Origin of the sequence: Corynebacterium mustelae (genome assembly GCF_001020985.1) — a bacterium.
Lineage (GTDB): Bacteria > Actinomycetota > Actinomycetes > Mycobacteriales > Mycobacteriaceae > Corynebacterium > Corynebacterium mustelae.
The window spans coordinates 870,629-889,107 of record NZ_CP011542.1 but is presented as its reverse complement, the minus strand read 5'-3'; the positions used below and the strand labels follow the sequence as shown (position 1 = coordinate 889,107).

Genomic DNA, 18,479 nt, shown 5'->3' with positions numbered 1-18,479 from the left:
GTCTCCTTATTCAGCTGGCTCGACGCGAACAGTTTGGGTGCGGCCACCCACGGTTACCTGGTAGGTGATCGGCTCTAAGACCGGCTCATTATCCCGTTTCTTCACCTTAGCCGGATCGATACCCACATTCTTTGGGCCTTCATGGCGGGTCTTGAAGAATCCTGGGGCAACACCTGGGAATAATGCATTTGTCAACACATCCTCATCGCTGCCGTCAAAGCCCTCCAGTTTCGCGACTTCGTCGCGCAGGGTGTCCCATTCAGGTTCCAGCAAGTCCGCTGGCCGAGACGTGATGGCCTCTTTTTTAGTTTGAGCTTCGGCTTGCTTGATCAACTCTGGGTCGCGTTCGCCGATGCATTCGCCGTAATAGCCCAACATCAAGTCGGCAAACTCAGCCGTCATAACCTTGTAGCGCCCCATGAGGACGTTGAATACCGCCTGAGTACCAACGATCTGCGAGGAAGGCGTAACTAGTGGCGGGTAGCCAGCATCTTTGCGCACAAGCGGCACTTCCGCCATCACTTCGTCGATGCGATCGCCTGCACCTTGCGCGTTTAACTGCGACTCCATATTCGACAACATGCCGCCTGGAATCTGGGAGAGGAAGATATTGGTGTCAACCAATGTCTTGGACTCAAATTCCTTGTACTTCGGGCGGATTTTCTTAAAGTGGTCGCGGATATTAATCAGCCGATCCATATCCAGGTCGGTGGTGTAATCGGTCCCTTCCAGCATTTCCACCAGCGACTCGGTCGGATTATGACCAGGGCCCAACGACAGGGAAGAAATTGCGGTGTCTACCACGTCAGCACCTGCTTCGATGGCCTTCATCAAGGTCACTAAGGTCACGCCAGTTGTGGAGTGGCAGTGAACGTTGATCTGGGTATCCTCACCGTAGGTTTCTTTAATACCCCGAATGATGTCATAGGCAGGTTGTGGTTTAAGCAACGCTGCCATGTCTTTCAGCGCGATGGAATCTGCACCCATATCCAGCAGCTGCCCTGCTTGCTTTACGTAACCTTCGACATCGTGTAGTGGTGAAACGGTGTAGCAGATAGTGCCTTGGGCATGTCCATCAACATTCTTCACCGCGTTCATGGCGCGTTCCAGGTTGCGTGGATCGTTCAAAGCGTCGAACACCCGGAACACATCCATCCCGTTTTCTTTGGACTTTTCCACAAACTTATCCACCACCATGTCTTCGTAGTGGCGGTAGCCCAAGAGATTCTGCCCGCGCAGCAACATCTGCAACCGGGAATTAGGCATCAGCTCACGGAAGGTGCGCAGACGCTTCCAAGGATCTTCGTTGAGGAAACGGATACAGGCGTCGAATGTCGCACCGCCCCAGCACTCAACCGACCAAAAACCGGCCTTATCAATATCCTCGCAAGCATCCACCATGTCTTCCAAGGCCATACGGGTGGCAAATAGACTCTGGTGTGCATCACGGAGCGCAACTTCGGTCACTCCAATTTTTCGTGGACTCATACGTCCAAGACTATTGCAGTTTTCCACTTTCCGCATGTTCGGTTTTGTCCAGTTTTGCACCCGTTTCTTTTGGTTTTTTACACATTCAACCCATGTTTTTCCCAAAGCCTATGCCCGACCAAAAAATCTGCGCTGCTCAATCCCTCAGATTGTTGCACAATTTTTCACCTCCCCTACCCCCGTCACACCCTAACCGGACATGAGCGGGCAATCACGTGACGGTTCAAAAGTGAACAATCGCACATTTTATCCCTCTTATCCACCATTGAACCTGCTCGATGACCCCATCTACGGCTTGCACCATAGCTCTTCGTAAAAAAATTTTAAAAACTACGGGAATAGACAATTTACGCACCGCGTTGACCTATGCAGATCCGAAGGATACATAAGAAAGGTCAATCAGTATGAAAAAGGTAGTTAAGTTTGGTGCCCCGTTAGCGGTGATTGCATTGGCTATTGCAATCGCGGTTTTCAAACCATGGCTGTTGTTTGTGGACAAGGAGGTCAACGACGAAATCCCAAATTTCACAGCCCAGACTGCCCAGGCAACGACCGCGCAGTCCGAACCTGGTTCCAACGAAACACCAAACAATGCCACAGCCGAGTCGAACGACACCCCCACCACGCCGGTTCTCATCGCCCAAGGGGACTTCATCTCCCACGAGCACGAAACCACTGGTCGCGCATTGGTGTTCAAACTACCCAACGGAAACCACCAGTTAGCCCTGGAAAACCTCGCAACCTCCAATGGCCCCGACGTAAAAGTGTGGTTTTCCCAAGGACCTGTCGTTGAGGGCGTTGCCGGTTGGACCACCGCAAAAGACCACCCGCACCTTTCGCTAGGCACAATCAAGGGCAACGTCGGCAACCAAGTTTATGATCTACCTGCCGATTTCAACCCGAGCGATTGGCCAACTGTTGATCTGTGGTGCGAGCAATTCGGCGTTAGCTTCGGTGCCGCAGCCCTGCAAAAAGTATAGGAAACCACACGTATCGCACTTAGCAAACCATAACACCTGATTCTGTATCAGGTGTTATGGTTTTTTACCTTTTACCTATGGTAAAACCTCAATTCGGCTTTCCCTTTTTTGAATCGACGCGCGCAGTCTGGTGATCCAACTTGACAAAATAAATCAACCATTGAGACTAACGTCCCACATACGCTACCGTAATACAAAAGCTGCTAAGCATGTGCAACAACATAGCTGCCACAGGAAAAACACCATAAGGATCGCTAGGTTAGGCAAAGCATGGACGAAATGATGTCATCTTCAGCGGCAGATAAAAACAGCGCTACTCCAAACGACATTAAAGCAATGTCGTTGAGTAGTAACGACCGCGTCATCCCCGTATCGTCGCCTACAGCAGCCCAACGAAAGACCGAGTTGATCCGGCGCGCAGGTTTGGATGTTCCTCGTTCCCGGCTGACAATACCATCGTTTCCTATTGCTCTTGCGATGTTCGCAATCCCCAGTGGGCAGTGGCTTTTGGGGATTGTTGCGTTTGTGGTGGCATTGATATTACTTAGTGCTGTAGTGCCGAATAATCCTGGGGCAGGGATGAATGTCAATACCCTTGATTTTTCGCCCGGTTCTCGGTCACGTTCGCGGGTGTATCGCACCATTTCTACGAAATTTGCGGCGGCTTTTCTACCAAATGTAGGTCCGGTGTTAGCCACCGCTGGAGCTTATTTCGGCATGCCTGTGTTTCTCCCGGAGGCACCGCCGTGGTTGATCCCGCTTTTTTCAGCTGCGTTTTTTAGTACGTTTGTTGCTGCTTTTTTAAAAGCAGGAATAACCGACTATGCATTAGAAGGGCGTAATCGGGCACTTCGCGCACTTGATGGTGCTGTAACTCCGGTGTCAAATGACGCACGGCAGTGTGTCACTCGGGGGAATAATCCCCTGTTAATACAAACGTTGTTGGTTTTGGGTGCTGTGTGCGGAATCCAAGTTTTTGCAAAGCGTGTTAGTCATGTGTCGGAATTGTCATTGGACGATGTGTTAGCCAGCGCCAGAGATTTGGAACAACATGGTTTGGTTAAAGTCAGCACTGTGGCGCATCGCAGTACGCCGGGAAAATGGTATCTAGAGTTAACGGCGCAGGGGGTGCAGGCCGCAGCGGATACTAGGTAGAGGCTTGGAAAAGCACCGCGGTTAGTGTGACCGGAACCTCGCTGCGGTGCTTGGTGTGGATTTTCGTTGTTGAAAACCTCAGGAAGGTTATTGCAGGGATTACACCGGCCGACGGTTTCCGGGTGGGACCTTTTCCCCGGTCATTATCCCCGGACGGGTGTTTTCGTTCGGTGCCCAGCCTTCCTTATTGCTGAAGCTTTCGAAGTCCCAGCCACTGGCATAGTCGTAGTCATCGCCGGTCTTGCGCTCATACGCATCTGGCGCGACATATAGCAGATGTTCGAATTCCATTTCGCGCGGCATCTGGCTCGGGTCGTTGAACACTCCGGCGTAGTATTCGCGGCCGTTTGCCACTACGACGCATCGGGTATAGAGGAAGTCGTCAGCCGAAATATAATCGTCGCCGTTATCGGGATCGGCTTCGCCTAGGTATGCGTAGCGGGCGTGTTCGCGGGTGTCGAGTGTGTATAAAAAGCGGTGCAAGTGTTCGGTAAAAGCATTAATGTTGTCTACCGTTCCTGCCGCAAGCTTTTCGACGGCCGGTTCCACCACCGCTTCATCGTCGCCAAGCTCGTCCCAGTCGAAGGATTCGATGAGGTCCCAAAACTCTGATTCTGTCATTTTCTCCCTTTACGTGTGGTTGTTCCTTATAACCTCATCACTATAGGTCGCCACCACCAGCGCGGGGAGGTTTTCGGGATAATCCCAGAATCTCTTTTCCAATTCCTCTAAAGCGTTGTCGTCCTGTTCCGTAAGTGTTGCGAGAATGACCTCCATGACGTCGCGGGAATCATCGGACTGAGCGATCGTTATGGCTGGGGTGATTATGCCCATCATTGCCTCTAACAATGTGATAGTTTCATTCGCCCCCATCCGGGTTAAAGCGGCGAGCGCGAGATCATAGATTGTGGTGCCTCCATTTTCGAAGAACGCCCGGAACCCACCGTGGTTGATTTCAAGCTCCATCAGATACAGCGCGACGAGTTGTTGGTCATCGGTGCTTAATTGTGTGAGATCCCGCCCTACCGATTCCCACCGGTTTTCTGCCGCATCATACAGCGAGTTTTGCAGACAATACAGCACATCAATGATTCCGTTTGGGGTTGGTGGTTTGATTTCCGGCCAGTTCAGTCCGAAACCTTCTGGAGTCTTTTCCCACTGGGATAATTGAGCCTTAGTTGCTTTCTCTAATGTCACATGCCTGGATAAGGGTTCGGTCACCACCATCCCATTTTCCAACATGATTTCTATCGCTTCTTCGATCACCGTGACGTCGGCGATTTTATATCCTGCCAGCATGTCTCCTCCTTGGTGTCCCGCCTAAGAATACGCGCGCATCTGACTTACAACGATTGTGGGTAATACGCTAATAGCCCGCGGTTTTGATGATACAGAAGTTCATTTCCCGCCCTACTTTTTCTCTAGACCAAGTTCCACATACCCCACCACTCATTAGCTGTTGGCCCGGTACCCGTTGATCCAACTCGACTTTTACCTCCCCTTTGCCCCGAAACCACCCACCAAACCACGAAAAGGTCTAGTTACCCGCGCGGACTGGTACTGGCTACCTGTCTTGCCGCAGGTCATAGACACCAGAATCCGCACCATCAAAACCCACCCCAAGAACGAGCCTGGGCACACCATCACCTGGCCTACGCCCGAAAACCAACCGAACAATCCTCTCCCCAAACCCTATGCTCAGGCACAGCTACCCCGGTACCCGTTGATCCAACTCGACTTTTACCTCCCCTTTGCCCCGAAACCACCCACCAAACCACGAAAAGGTCGAGTTACCCGCGCGGATCGACACTGGCTACCTGCATTGCCGCAGGTCATAGACACCAGAATCCGCACGAATGCATAGCACGTCAGGGAATAAACAAAAACCACGACAACCCGCTGCCCTAAGGTAGGGATTGTCGTGGCTTTTAACAGTTACCGTATGGCACACGGGAAGGTGACTTAAGGAAAATCGAGATCTTTCGCATACGCATAGGAGTACTGGGTGCCGCGTTTTGTCACGGAATCGGCAGCGTAGAACGCCGCCTTGGTCAACGCACCCTTAAGATCTAGCCCTGTTTCAACCGCGTGAGCAAACGCGCCGATAAAGGCATCGCCAGCTCCTGTGGTGTCAACCGCGTCAACTTTAAATGGTGGGATTTCCCCTTCACCGGACTCGGTTAAGTAATACACGCCTCGGGCACCAAGGGTGACCACCACATTGGTAATTCCAGCATTAACCAATGTCTTGGCGGCTTCCTTGACTTCTTCCAAAGTATCGACCGGCATGCCGGTGATCAGGGCCAGCTCCGTTTCATTGGGCATGAAGTAGTCACACCCAGTAATTCGGTCAAGCTCAAGCCCGGGTGTGGCTGGTGCTGGGTTAAGCAAGACGGGTATGCCAAGTTGATTGCCCAGTTCAATGGCGTAATACACGGTTTCCAGCGGAATCTCTAGCTGCAGGATGATAAGCGAACACTTCTCCAGATCAGCTTTTGCCCGGTCGATATCGGCAGCGCTTAGTTTGGCGTTGGCGCCTTTGATAATCAGAATCGAGTTCTGGGAGTTTTTATCCACGAAGATGGGGGCCACTCCACTGGTGGTGTCGGTATCTAAAACATAAGTGGTGTCGATACCATTTGCGGCGAAATTCGCCTTGGTATTGGCAGCAAAAGCGTCATTACCTACCCGGGTTACCATGAGCACTTCCGAACCGTTGCGGGCGGCGGCGATTGCTTGGTTGGCTCCTTTACCGCCGCATCCCAATTGGAAATCAGGGGCTTCAACGGTTTCCCCGGGGTCTGGCATCCGATCAATGTAGGTGATCAGATCCACCATATTGGAGCCAATGACTGCGATGGTCATTGTGGTTATCCTTTCATTCCGGTGCGGACGTGGAACTTCCTCGTTTCGCCAGCCGCAAGCTTAATCAGTGTTCCGGCAGCTTCGGCGGCATTATAGCCTTCCGGCCGACAGGTACCTGGCAGAACGAATGCAGCCACCTGCTGATCCGGGTTATACAGCACCCACCTGGTTGCTACCGGGAATTCTTCAGAGTTAAACCTCGCGAAGAATGTATCCATCGTGACTTCAACTTCGGCACCGTACTGCGGGAGGTCTTCGGCAAACCATACGATCTCAGGATCGTAGCGTTCTGGTTCGGTCAGCGTGGTGTAGGCCGAGGTAGTTGCCAGCTCGTCGATAAATTCCTGCCACTGTGGAGTGGGGTGTACGTGAGCGGGTATGCTACGTCGGATTTTAAATGCGTCGTCGGGGAGAGTGCCGCCGAAGGTTGCCCCTGGTACATATGCGTAATTCATGTGGCACATATACTGCAGCGGCATCGGCTGGTATTCCGATAGGTTTGTCACCTCAAGGTCGATATCGAATTCGGTTTCGCCACGTCCAAGTCGTACGGTCGGGGTGGCCTCGTAGTGGTGGCCGAAGCCCTGAACGTATTCGTAGGTGCCGGAAACGGCGACGGAGTCGTCGACAAGCTCGATCCACGCGGATTCAAACGGTGCGCACGGAAACTCACCATGAAGTGGGTGGGTGTCATCGGGTGCGGGGCAACCTGCGGCGAGTAGGCCGGAGTGGAAAGCGAAACAACCATAGGTATCAACGATAATATCGGCAGGTTTCGGCTCGTTAAACATGTTTTTCATGGTTAGCGACACACCATCAAACACCACGTCCCAGATGATTTGCCCCATAAACGGCAGGATTTCAATACTGCCCCTGGAATTTTCGATTTTCACTGCCGCTACGCCACTGGGATACTGCCAGCCAGTGACGATGAATTCCTCATGAGTCACAAGCGTGCGGGGTTCGAGCGTAAACCATTCCTTACTGAGTGGAAGCTTAAACATGAGCGGTTTCTCCTTTATGGTCAGAAACGATAGGCGCGCTGGTCTTTTCTTCCCGCCACAACGTAAGGAAGTACAGCAATACCGCCACGAAGCACACGAGGTTAACTACGAAGGAGAATTGCAAGGAACCGATTGTGTCGGAAACAAAGCCCTGGATAAGAGGCACAACCGCACCACCGATAATCGACATGACGATCACTGCGCCACCAGTTTCGGTGTGACGTTTATCCTCAATTGCGTCTAGGGAACGGGAATAGATGGTTGCCCAGCATGGGCCAAAAAGCCCAGAGACCAGCACTGCGGCATAGACTGCGGTGAGGTTAGGAACCAACATGACATAGACCAAGGCCAAGGACCCTAGCACCGAGTACAGAATCAAAACGACGTTTTCATTCAACTTGGTCATGAGAATATTGGCAGAGAATTTACCCAAGAAGAATGCTACGAATGCCCAAATCATGAAAGTGGAGGCGGAGCGCTCGTTCAAGGATTCATCCAGGTTTAAAGCCAGCCGAATGGTAAAAGACCACACAGCGGTTTGCATACCAACGTAGAGGAATTGCACCGCGATACCACGCAGGAATTTCGCATTAGATGCCAAGTAAGACAAGGTTTCGCCGATCGAGGCTTTAGCCACATGGTTTTCATCAGCTAGCGGTTTACAGGTGGGCATCTGGGTTAGAGCAACGATGATCAGCAAAACCACTAAGATCATGATGATGAATTGGTAGGGCTGGAGGGTACGTTGCAGCATTTCCTGGGCAAAGGATGCTTTTTCATCGTGGCTCATGGACTCCATTTGCAGATGCAGCGCATCACCATCGGTGAATACCAGGTACTTGCCCAGCAGGATACCCAGGATGGAACCAAGCGGATAGAAGGTCTGGGAGATATTCAGCCGCAGGGTGGAAGTTTTCTTGGGCCCAAGCATCGTTGAATAGGTGTTGCAGGAAGTCTCCAAAAAGCTTAAACCCACCGCGATGGCGAACAGAGCTACCAGGAACACACTGTAGGTAGCCATATGGGATGCTGGGAAAAACAGGGTACATCCGACGATATACAGTGACAACCCAATGAGGATGCTTAGTTTATAGCTGTATCGTTTGATAATTCGCGACGCCGGGATGGCGATGATGAAATAACCACCGTAGAAGGCCGATTGGACGAATGCCGAGGCGAAATCCGACAGGGTAAAAATCGACTTGAATTGCGTAATCAGGATGTCATTGAGACTGGCAGCTGCACCCCACATGGGGAAACAAATCGAGATCAAAATGAATTGAAACCACGGTGTGCGATCGAGATAGCCGTCCCGTTCTTGGATCGCATGATTAGGAATAACTCCGAACGGCATTTTAGTTCACCCCCACAAGTAGCGCGACACCATTTGAGGTGCCGATTCGATTAGCTCCTGCAGCCACCATGGCTGCGAAATCAGTTGCAGTCTTAATTCCGCCGGATGCTTTAACGCCGAGAGCGTCGCCGACCGTTTCGCGCATCAACGCAACGTGGTCTTTCTTAGCTCCCGCCGTGCCGAAGCCGGTTGATGTTTTCACGAAATCAGCACCTGCTGCCTGTGCTCGTCGACACGCTTCCACAATCTCGGAATCCGAAAGGTAGCAAGTTTCAATGATGACCTTAACCAGTGCTCGCCCTGCCGCAGCGTGGACAACGGCGCGGATGTCTGCTTCGACAGTGTCCCAGTCACCGGCGCGTGCTGCACCGATATTGATAACCATGTCGAGTTCTTCGGCGCCGTTTTGAATGGCATCCTCCGCTTCGAAGGCTTTAACCGCTGACGTGTTGGCACCTAACGGAAAACCGATGACAGTACAGACCTTTACCGGTGATTCGGCTAAGCGCTCGGCAGCAAAAGACACCCATACTGGGTTAACACATACGGAAGCAAAGCCGTGCTGTTTAGCTTCATCGATGAGGGTTTCTACCTCGCGTTGGTGCGCGGTAGCGGCAAGCAAGGTGTGATCGATCAAAAGTGAGTTACGCATCACATTTCTCCTTGGTAATGAATTACTTCACCCTTTACGCTACCAAAGGAGGAAATTTTGTCAATAGTGACTTTTACATAGTTTTAGCTTTTCGACGATTCCTCAGCCACCTCTAATTCCAGCAACTTCGCCGCCGTGTCAGAATCGACCACCAAGTGCGTCGCAAAGCCCGCACGCAGCGCCACCCAGATAGCCTCCGCCTTATCCAATCCCCCTGCTACTAATATGCGCGTATGCTTTCGCTTAAGCTCAGGTAAAGAAATACCCACGGTTCGCTCATCAATCTCCGGCACACTCACAGTCCCATCCCGGCCAACCCAGCGGGAACAAATGTCACCAATAGACTTTTCAATTATTACTTTCTTATCTTGTTCTGTGAAGTAATCTAACTGGAACAATATCGAATCAGGGTTAGCTGCCCCCACCGTAAACAACGCGATGTTCGCATCCCGCCCCGCCTTCATAATGTCGCGGATATGCGGTTCCTGCTCCACCAACCGTTTTACCTCAGCATTACGAAAAACCGCTGGCAACGGCAACAGATTCGCCGTGGCATTAAGTGCCCGACAGAACAAATCCATCGTTTCAAAATCATTCGTCGCCTTGTCACTATGTGACATCCCGCCCTTTAACTGAACAACTTGAACCCCCCTAAGATTCTGCCGCTCCAGCTGCTTCGCCACCGCATACATGGTATTTCCCCAGCTAATACCCAAAATATCACCATCGCGCAGCAGACCTTGCAACATCTCCGCCCCTAACCTGCCAAGCCCCAACAACAAATCATTGCGGTCACGTGGTTGTCCAGTGACAATTTGAACCTCAACCAATCCAAACCGCGCACACAACTCACGCGAGCGATCCGACCCCACCTCACGCGGATCAATAATATCTATGCGCACGAACCCCCGATCATGCGCACGCTTTAATAACTTCGACACCGTAGGACGTGAAACTTTGAGCTTTTCAGCGATCTCCGACTGCGAAAGGTCTAATTGGTAGTACAACTTTGCGGCATCAATTGCTTTCCAATCACGATCGTCCATAAAAGTGACAATAGCGCATAACCGTACCCAATCAGCTACTCACAGGCGCAGATATGGAGGTAATTACCGCGCGCATCTATACGCAGTACAGTTATGTATCACCTGATTCGGCAAAAGGCAGACATCACCGGTTTCCTGCCGCGAATTCTCCGAAATGCACATCAATGACTTCTCGCGGCGGCTGAACCAACGACATCTCATGTTGCACCTTGTATTCCTCCACCCCAACAGTATCGCCGTCGTTAAAGACATCCCCTTCATCCAACACATAATGCACGATGCCAAAAACCAAGCCAGCCACTTCGTCCTGATCCACTGTGTGTGCATGCACTTGCACATCCGGTAAATCAAACAGATATGCGCCCAGCGAATCCATTAAAAACTCGCCTTGGGCTTTTCCAGCAACATTAAAACTACGAATATTGACTGCCAATTGCGCTGGCTGGAACTGTTCATCCTCTAGCGACTGAAGCATCTCCGAGCCAAAATACACATCCCCGGAATGAACAATCCGAACCACATCAGGGCGCAAGGATCGGATAACACCACGAATCGCCGCCGCATACACTTCCAGCCGCGCAACCGGCGGAAAATCAGCCGATGCATACGGCATATGCAATTCGGTCATTCCCATGGTGAAGTTCATCAACGCTAGCGCTTCATCCTCACGACCACCTAGCCGCCATAGTTGAGTGCGCTCGAAAGAATCGATGATCGTGTCAGGGTCGTCAACTTCTGTAATGTCGCTAAACATGAGCATCGGGGGCATGAGACTTCCGTATTTCTCGCCAAAACCTTCCAAAAGCAGCGTCCCACCAGTATCTTTAATTGTGCCAATAGCACACGTTTCGGTTAGTTCTTTAACAACAGGTGAAAGATCCAACCCCCGCTTAGGGTGCGCCCCCCAATAAAAATCAACCGTAAACGCCCCTGCACCTACCGGGCCCCCAGCTAAATCTTGTGTCAACATAGCCTCGAATTTTATCCAATCCCGGCTGGTGTATCTAGCTGTTTTAAGCGGCTTGACGTTTGTGGTTGGTGAGGATTCTGGTGATGTCGGTGAGGAAAGCACTGGTCAGTTCATCGGGGTGGTAGCGGATGATGATATACCCCTGATTTTGGATGCGTTTCTCCCGAAACCGTTCGTTGATCAGCGCAACCGGATTATCTTTGGTTTTACACCTACCATCGATCTCCACCCCTAAGAACTTATTGATCACCATATCAATCCGGTACGTCGTGCCCCCACACCGTACCGGCACTTGAGTCTCGATAGATTCCACACAGTCAAGATCCGCATACTCAACCATCAACCGGGCTTTGGTTTCATATAAGCTTTCGCTGTTTTCCCGGGTGGCGGCCACCAACCGTAACGCACGAGGCTTACCGTGGAGTGCGGGCATGCGCATAAGCTCCCGTGTGATCTGGGTTTTCGATGCCCGTTTCAGATAAAACGCCGCCTCGATAAACGACACCGCCATCTCCTCTGATTCCAGCACCACAAGATCGAGAAACGTCCGGGCGATACTCGTGACACGGATCCCATGTTCATACACAATGTCGCATTCCGGCAATACCCGGGCGGTATAAGTCACGTGAGCACCCCACTGATAACGCGCCGATGGTTTCATCCGCCCCGGCAATGTTAGATAAATGGTTTTCAGGTTGCTGGTATTACCCAGAAACGGGATCCCTAACACACACGCAGCCGCCGTCCCCGTCAACACCGCACTACGCGCCGAGATAATCGTGGCATAACACCGCACAATATTACGCACACTCGGAAACAACCGAACATACCGATCATGCGCAACCCCCCAGGTAGGACACAACCGAACACACCCAGCCACACGGTGGTCACCACACCGGAGATACACAAGCTCCCCAACCAACGCACCCAAAAGACATAAACCCTGCATAACCTCATAACAGGCAGGAGTACTAGCGGTGAAACGGCTCATGTCTGTGATCCTGACACACCACACCTACCCGTGTCACGGGAAACCGCATCATCATCCCACACCTGTGGATAACCCCCACTTTCACATGACACACGCCACAGAAAACCCGGGTGGGTCCGGGGGTATCTGTGGATAAACCCCACAAACCCTCCCCAGGAACGGAACCCACACCAGAATCCCCAAGTTCGAAACCGCCAACTCGACTAATCCGTCCCAGGAACACCCCACACACCGCCCTCATACAAAATCAGTCGAGTTCACCCACCACACCGCACAAAAGAAACCCAGCTGAGCCTCAGCACCCCGCTGAAACCACCAACTCGACTCATTCGCCACCACGACAGGCCACACCACCGGTTTCACACACAAAAGTCGAGCCAACGAGCAGACAAAGCCCCAAACCCCCGGTCAGTGAGTTTTCAGAACACCCCCCCAGGAACCGCCAACTCGACCCATCCGCCCCAGGAACACCGGACACCCCACCCTCATACAGAATCAGTCGAGTTCGCCCACCGCTACTTGCTCACCATATGGCGACTACATGGACCCGATACCGCCTTGCGCGGGTGACATGAACATGGAACTGTGCTTACTGGAATAAGCGCTGGTGCAGCCTGCTGGTTGAAGGCGTGTTTGAATGACTTCTTTGGGACGTTGTCTCCCTATGCAGGGTGGTTTGCAGATCCTGCAGGGAGGGTGTTGCCCCGCACTACGACACGGTGGAAGACCACACCAAAGTATTCGCTGGTGTGATTACTCGGGGATTGCTTCCACCAGCAATCGGACTAGATGATGGCGTTGCAGTGTGGTACACAAATGAAATGCTCGTTGATGTCTACAGTGTGTCCAACCAGCGAACTATCCACCACATTTGTTCCTTAACCGGTTATCGCTGCGCGCGCTGCGAATATGGCTCCCAAGGCAACCGCGTCATCACCAACTTGGGCGTGCCGAATGGCTATGTTCTTGCCCGTCACCAGCGGGTAGGTTTCGAGCGCATCATGGCATGCCGGTTGGAGGATGTCCCATGCGCCCAGTACGCCGCCGCCGATGACCACGGTGGTGACGTCGAAAAGCGTGGCCGCCATGCAGAGTGCTTTGCCGAGCTGAAAACCTGCGTCATAAAGCACTTCACACGCATCAGTATCCCCAGCACGAGCGGATTGTGCCACATCTTGCGTGGTGGCTGCGATTCCGGTGCGCTCAGTGTAGCGTTTTGCAATCGCACGACCTGCTGACCGGGTTTCCAGGTGGCCAAAGCCGCCACAGGTGCATGGAAGGTCGCCGAAACCAGGCATGTGGCCTATTTCAGCCGCAGCCCCCGATTCGCCTTTAATGAGAGTGCCGTTATAGAGCACAGCACCACCAACGCCGGTACCCAACATGACGCCGAGCAAATTGTTGGTGCCATGCCCGCCGTGACTGAATTCGCCGAGGAGAAAGGCGTTCACGTCGTTTTCAACGACTACTGGGATTCCAAGTTTTGCTTCCAATATTGTCCGCAGTTGGAACCCGGACCAACCGGAAATGGCGTCGGATGCTGCGAGTATTTTCCCGTGCTTTGGGTCAACAATTCCCGTGGTGCCAATTCCGATGGCGGCTGGGTATGGGTGAAGAAACCCCACGTATTCGACGATCTGCGCTACCATAGCGGCGGCGTCGGTTGTGTCGTGACGATGCCGAGCGATGATCGCACCAGTTTCATCAACCAGGATATATGCGGTTTTGGTGCCGCCGATGTCAATGCCAAGAATGGTCTGAGTGCTCATGATCTGGTTTTCCAGGTTCGTACGGATTTTACTAGTGCCGTTACTGTTTCGCGGTCGGTGATGTAGGTATGCTGTTCTCCGCCTCCAGGGCCGCTTGGGCCGGTATCTGGCCCGATAGAACTACAAGATGCGTGAATGGCATGGACACCCGTATCACGTAGTAGTTCGACATTTGCCGGGGTTATCCCACCACCAGCCATGATCTCTACACCCGACGATGCCGACGCGAGTTCCTTAAGAAGCTCAGGCTTATCGACGGCTCTATGCTCGCCAGCGGAGGTAAGCACCCGGGTAATGCCGAGTTCGGAGCAGGTTTTCAACGCAGCTTCCCGGTCCGTCAAGGTGTCGAAAACCCGGTGCACGGTTACTGATGCACCATTTGCCGCTGTTACTAGTTTTTCTAGTGCCACTGTGTCCAAGGTGCGGTCCGGTAGCGCCGCCCCTATCACGATGCCAGCGGCCCCGCAGGAGATGGCGTCGCGGGCTTCTTCTGCCATGAGGGCTACCTCATCGTGGGTGTAGCAAAACCCACCGGGTCGGGGGCGGATTAATACGTGGACGCCTATGCCCACGTCGACGCAGGCGCGTATCGTCGCATTGGAAGGGGTCAGGCCGCCGGTTGCGTGGAGCGCTTGGCACAGTTCGATTCGGTCGGCACCGGCGTTAAAAGCAATGCGGGCACCTGCTACGTTCTGGACGGCAATTTCTATCTTGGTCATAGTGCACCCCTTGAGTTATAGGCGTGGGCTGCGCGCAGCACGGCAACCGGCAACCCCCGTTGATCGTCTGGAAGCACCTCAGCAACTGGCCTGCCGTCTAGGGTGAATAATGCGTGGTCGAGCCCCGGTATTTCGCCCGTTTCTGGCTGCATGAGGTAGATGAATACCTCATCGTTTTTGGTCACTGCAGCCCAATGATTGTTCGGCTCCCCCAGACCGCGGTATGGGCGGGTGCCGATGACCGCATCACCGTGAGCGTCCATCCACCAAGCTAGCCCGTTGAGTGTGGGGATATATATTTCTGGGATTCGTCCTGCCGCATCCAATCCGATATTCAGCAGCAAATTCCCATTGCGCGCAACCGTATGCGCGAGAAGCTTCACCAATTCCGGGGCACTGAGCACATGTTCGTTGCTTTCTTGTTGGTTATAGCCAAAAGACGCACCCAACCCCCGGGTTGCCTCCCATGGGTGGTCAATAATCTCTTCAACGTCGGAATACTCCCGGGTTAAATGGCCGTGGACCGGAATTCCGAATCGATCATTAACAACCCCGGCTGGTACCTGCGTGAGGTAATCACGCAGCACTGCGGCTAGCCCAAATTCGTCAACGCCCTTACCAGCATCTGGCCATTCGATATCGTTCCAGAAAATATCCGGGCGGAACGTGGAAATAAGCTCGTCTATTTGTTCGGCACAATATTTCGCAAACGCCGCATCATTGCGCCGATAGACAAATAATTCGCGATTGCTTTGGATAGGTGGAAAATCGCTCACATGCCAGTCCAACGCCCCGGAATAATAGAGGCCGACCCTAAGATCCGCCGCACGTGCCGCGCGAGCAAACTCGCTAATGAGGTCACGTTTGGGGCCGCGATTCACCGTGTTAAACGGGGTGGTTTTGGTGTCCCATAGGCAAAAACCATCGTGGTGTTTCGCTGTGGGGATAACATAGCCCGCGCCAATGCTTCGGAAAGTCCGCATGATGGCGGTGGCGTCGAAAAGCGAAGCATCGAAATGGTCGGCCAGATCTTCATAACTGGTGCCAAACCCGTATTTCTCAGCGACGTATTCCGCCGCCAAACTGCCCGGAATGCGCATGGTATTGCCGATCCATTCGGCATAGTGATGATGAGCATAGGAGTGCTCGGGAGGAATATAGTTGCCATCGTCTACTTCAGCCCAGGCGGGCACGGAGTAAATACCCCAGTGCACAAACACCCCCAGTTTCATATCCCGCCACCAGTCCGGAACCGTCACATCGGGATAGCGTGGTGCTGGGGAGAAAACCGGGCCGGTACGTAATTCGAAATTAAGCACAGCAAGCTTCTCCCTCTGGCGAGATCGTCGGTTTCATCACGTCAAGCGGATGGTGGCAGGCCACGAAATGCCCGGCCCCGTTGTCACGCAACTCGGGTTCGGTCCCGCATTCTGCGGTGGCGAATGGGCAGCGTGTTTTAAACCGGCAGCCTTCTGGCGGATTGATCGCACTGGCGGGCTCGCCTTGCAACACGATGGTGTCGTCGCTTATCCGATCCGGATCAGCCACCGGAATCGACTCCACCAACGCCTTGGTATAAGGGTGTCTCGAATGATCGACAACCGCATCGGCCGGTCCGATCTCCACAAGTTTTCCTAAATACATCACCCCAATGCGGTCAGACACGTAACGCACAACTGACAGGTCATGGGAAATAAATACATAAGTCAATCCCAACCGTTGTTGAAGATCCCGCATGAGGTTCAACACCTGCGCTTGCACCGACACGTCCAACGCAGAAACCGGCTCATCACACACGATTAGCTTCGGATCAAGCGCTAACGCTCTGGCCAACCCAATGCGTTGCAATTGTCCACCAGAGAACTCGTGCGGATAGCGCGCTAGTGCGTCTTCTCCCAGGCCAACAGCAGCCAGCAGCTCGCGTGCTTTCTCCAGGCGCTGTTCTTTGGTTCCTATGCCCTGAATCGACAACGGTTCCGTGAGAATGGAATCAATGCGCATCCGTGGGTCCATCGCGGCGGCCGAATCCTGGAACATCATTTGCACATCGCGGTGCAGAGCTTTTCGACGCCCACCCCGCACACCTGCAATATCAGCACCATTGAATGTAACTGTACCGGAGCTTAATTCATCTAAAACCGCGATCAGCCGACCTAAGGTGGATTTACCACAACCCGATTCCCCGACGATTCCTAGAGTCTCATGCTCTCGCACGCTTATGGAAACATCACTTACCGCATGGACTGAACCAATCCGACGCCGAAAGATCCCACTACTAAATGCTGGATATTCCTTGACCACATTTTCCACCTCCAACAACGGACGCGAATCGGTGGTGTCCTTCAGTTCCATCACGCTAGTCGCATCCTCGGTGATCAGTGGTGGCCCGGCTGGAAAATGGCAGGCAACTATATGCCCGGGTTGATCTTTTAACGTTGAACGGAAGTGCGGCTGTTGGCTAAAACATACCGCTTCTGATCGTGGGCATCTGGCGGCAAAGGCACACCCGAGAATGTTTCCTCGTAGGCTGGGTGGTCGGCCTTCGATCGTATACAAACGTTGACCGGTTCTGCGTGCTTGTTCCGGCAATGCCGCAATCAGCGATCGGGTGTATTGGTGTTGCGGTTTTCTAAAGATTGCGCGGGTGGAACCTGTTTCTACTATGCGCCCGGCGTACATCACCGCAATGCGATCAGTCCGGCCAGCCACCACACCCATGTCATGGGTGATAAGCATGACCGCCGTATTAAATTCCTGTTTGAGTGAATCTATTAGGTCAAGAATCTGACGCTGGGTAGTCACATCCAAGGCTGTCGTTGGTTCATCGGCGATCAGCAACTTCGGTTGACAGATCAACGCAATAGCGATCATCACCCGCTGCCGCATACCGCCCGACAGTTGATGCGGGTACTCTTGCATCACCCGCTCAGGTCGAGGCATACCAACCTTTTTCAAAACCTCAATTGCCCGGTCGTAGCATTGCTTTTTATCCAAGTCGGTGTGGTACCGCAGCGGTTCCATCAGTTGCACGCCGATGGTCAATGTGGGGTTAAGGGAGGTCAATGGATCCTGGAAGATCATTCCCATATCCATCCCCCGCGAACGCTTAACTTCTGTCTCGCTGCGCCCCAGCAAATCGGCACCGGCAAACCGCATCTCACCACCACTGACCATGCCGCCGGGAGGCAATAATCCCATAAGGGCCAAGGCGGTCATGGACTTGCCGCTTCCAGACTCGCCCACAATACCGACGGTTTCCCCAGGATAAATATCGAGATTGACCCCTTGGAGCGGGCGCACGCTGCCACCTCGTACAGCAATACTGACCTCCAGGTCACGCAAGCTCAAAAGCGGTTCAACACCACCTGAGTTCGCCTGAGCGATCGGGCTGTATTCACCAGTGTTCATTTCTAGCTTCCACCATTCACTGTAAATTGGAACTTCTGCCATGACTTTTGGCTAAGAACGACATCGTTTAAGCAGGAT

17 protein-coding genes are annotated in these 18,479 nt (G+C 52.9%); 3 read left to right on the top strand and 14 right to left on the bottom strand.

Translation table 11 applies throughout. The features are described 5' to 3' along the window. Nucleotides 1-6: 6 nt before the first annotated feature. Entirely contained in the window at nt 7-1,488 is a 1,482-nt protein-coding gene (locus tag CMUST_RS04105; protein ID WP_047261446.1) for a methylmalonyl-CoA carboxytransferase subunit 5S, read from the bottom strand. A gap of 404 nt (nt 1,489-1,892) precedes the next feature. On the opposite strand from CMUST_RS04105, the gene CMUST_RS04100 reads away from it, so the two are divergent. Together CMUST_RS04100 and CMUST_RS04095 are read left to right on the top strand one after the other, a co-directional pair. Beyond that, nucleotides 1,893-2,468, top strand: coding sequence for a DM13 domain-containing protein (locus tag CMUST_RS04100; RefSeq protein WP_047261445.1), 576 nt, complete (start codon nt 1,893-1,895; stop codon nt 2,466-2,468). 279 nt (nt 2,469-2,747) lie between these two features. Further along, nucleotides 2,748-3,623 carry a hypothetical protein gene (locus tag CMUST_RS04095; RefSeq protein WP_236690154.1) on the top strand — a complete coding sequence of 292 codons (876 nt, stop codon included), beginning with the start codon at nt 2,748-2,750 and terminating at the stop codon, nt 3,621-3,623. A 99-nt stretch (nt 3,624-3,722) separates the two neighbouring features. Here CMUST_RS04095 and CMUST_RS04090 read toward each other — a convergent pair whose 3' ends face one another. Together CMUST_RS04090 and CMUST_RS04085 are read right to left on the bottom strand one after the other, a co-directional pair. After that, a complete protein-coding gene (locus CMUST_RS04090) occupies nt 3,723-4,244 on the bottom strand; it encodes a DUF4240 domain-containing protein (RefSeq protein WP_047261443.1) in 522 nt (173 codons plus the stop codon). A 9-nt stretch (nt 4,245-4,253) separates the two neighbouring features. After that, entirely contained in the window at nt 4,254-4,922 is a 669-nt protein-coding gene (locus CMUST_RS04085) for a DMP19 family protein (protein WP_047261442.1), read from the bottom strand. A gap of 160 nt (nt 4,923-5,082) precedes the next feature. Between CMUST_RS04085 and CMUST_RS04080 the strand changes: the two genes are divergently transcribed. Next, nucleotides 5,083-5,487, top strand: a complete 405-nt coding sequence (locus tag CMUST_RS04080; protein ID WP_047261441.1) for a hypothetical protein — start codon at nt 5,083-5,085, stop codon at nt 5,485-5,487. A 98-nt stretch (nt 5,488-5,585) separates the two neighbouring features. Here CMUST_RS04080 and rbsK read toward each other — a convergent pair whose 3' ends face one another. The 11 genes from rbsK to CMUST_RS04025 form a co-directional block, all read right to left on the bottom strand. After that, a complete protein-coding gene (rbsK, locus tag CMUST_RS04075) occupies nt 5,586-6,488 on the bottom strand; it encodes a ribokinase (RefSeq protein WP_047261440.1) in 903 nt (300 codons plus the stop codon). Between the two features lie 5 nt (nt 6,489-6,493). After that, nucleotides 6,494-7,492 carry an aldose 1-epimerase family protein gene (locus CMUST_RS04070; RefSeq protein ID WP_047261439.1) on the bottom strand — a complete coding sequence of 333 codons (999 nt, stop codon included), beginning with the start codon at nt 7,490-7,492 and terminating at the stop codon, nt 6,494-6,496. Beyond that, nucleotides 7,485-8,846 carry an L-fucose:H+ symporter permease gene (gene fucP / locus CMUST_RS04065; protein ID WP_047261438.1) on the bottom strand — a complete coding sequence of 454 codons (1,362 nt, stop codon included), beginning with the start codon at nt 8,844-8,846 and terminating at the stop codon, nt 7,485-7,487. The genes CMUST_RS04070 and fucP overlap by 8 nt, the downstream gene beginning before the upstream one ends. 1 nt (nt 8,847) lies before the next feature. Then, nucleotides 8,848-9,498: a deoxyribose-phosphate aldolase gene (deoC, locus tag CMUST_RS04060; RefSeq protein ID WP_047261437.1), complete on the bottom strand. Its 651-nt coding sequence runs from the start codon at nt 9,496-9,498 to the stop codon at nt 8,848-8,850. Between the two features lie 83 nt (nt 9,499-9,581). After that, nucleotides 9,582-10,544 carry a sugar-binding transcriptional regulator gene (locus tag CMUST_RS04055; protein ID WP_047261436.1) on the bottom strand — a complete coding sequence of 321 codons (963 nt, stop codon included), beginning with the start codon at nt 10,542-10,544 and terminating at the stop codon, nt 9,582-9,584. A gap of 124 nt (nt 10,545-10,668) precedes the next feature. Beyond that, nucleotides 10,669-11,514, bottom strand: coding sequence for a DUF4261 domain-containing protein (locus tag CMUST_RS04050; protein ID WP_047261435.1), 846 nt, complete (start codon nt 11,512-11,514; stop codon nt 10,669-10,671). A gap of 43 nt (nt 11,515-11,557) precedes the next feature. Continuing rightward, nucleotides 11,558-12,505 (bottom strand): hypothetical protein, encoded by a 948-nt coding sequence (locus tag CMUST_RS04045; protein WP_047261434.1) that lies wholly within the window; start codon nt 12,503-12,505, stop codon nt 11,558-11,560. Nucleotides 12,506-13,383: 878 nt separating this feature from the next. Next, the gene (locus tag CMUST_RS04040; RefSeq protein WP_047261433.1) at nt 13,384-14,274 is read right to left on the bottom strand and encodes an ROK family protein; all 891 of its coding nucleotides are present in this window, start codon (nt 14,272-14,274) and stop codon (nt 13,384-13,386) included. After that, the gene (locus CMUST_RS04035) at nt 14,271-14,993 is read right to left on the bottom strand and encodes a copper homeostasis protein CutC (protein WP_047261432.1); all 723 of its coding nucleotides are present in this window, start codon (nt 14,991-14,993) and stop codon (nt 14,271-14,273) included. Before CMUST_RS04035 ends, CMUST_RS04040 begins: the two co-directional genes overlap by 4 nt. Continuing rightward, complete coding sequence (locus tag CMUST_RS04030) at nt 14,990-16,312, bottom strand: alpha-L-fucosidase (protein ID WP_052844520.1); 1,323 nt, start codon at nt 16,310-16,312, stop codon at nt 14,990-14,992. The genes CMUST_RS04035 and CMUST_RS04030 overlap by 4 nt, the downstream gene beginning before the upstream one ends. Continuing rightward, nucleotides 16,305-18,443 carry an ABC transporter ATP-binding protein gene (locus CMUST_RS04025; RefSeq protein ID WP_201779220.1) on the bottom strand — a complete coding sequence of 713 codons (2,139 nt, stop codon included), beginning with the start codon at nt 18,441-18,443 and terminating at the stop codon, nt 16,305-16,307. Before CMUST_RS04025 ends, CMUST_RS04030 begins: the two co-directional genes overlap by 8 nt. Nucleotides 18,444-18,479: the final 36 nt, after the last annotated feature.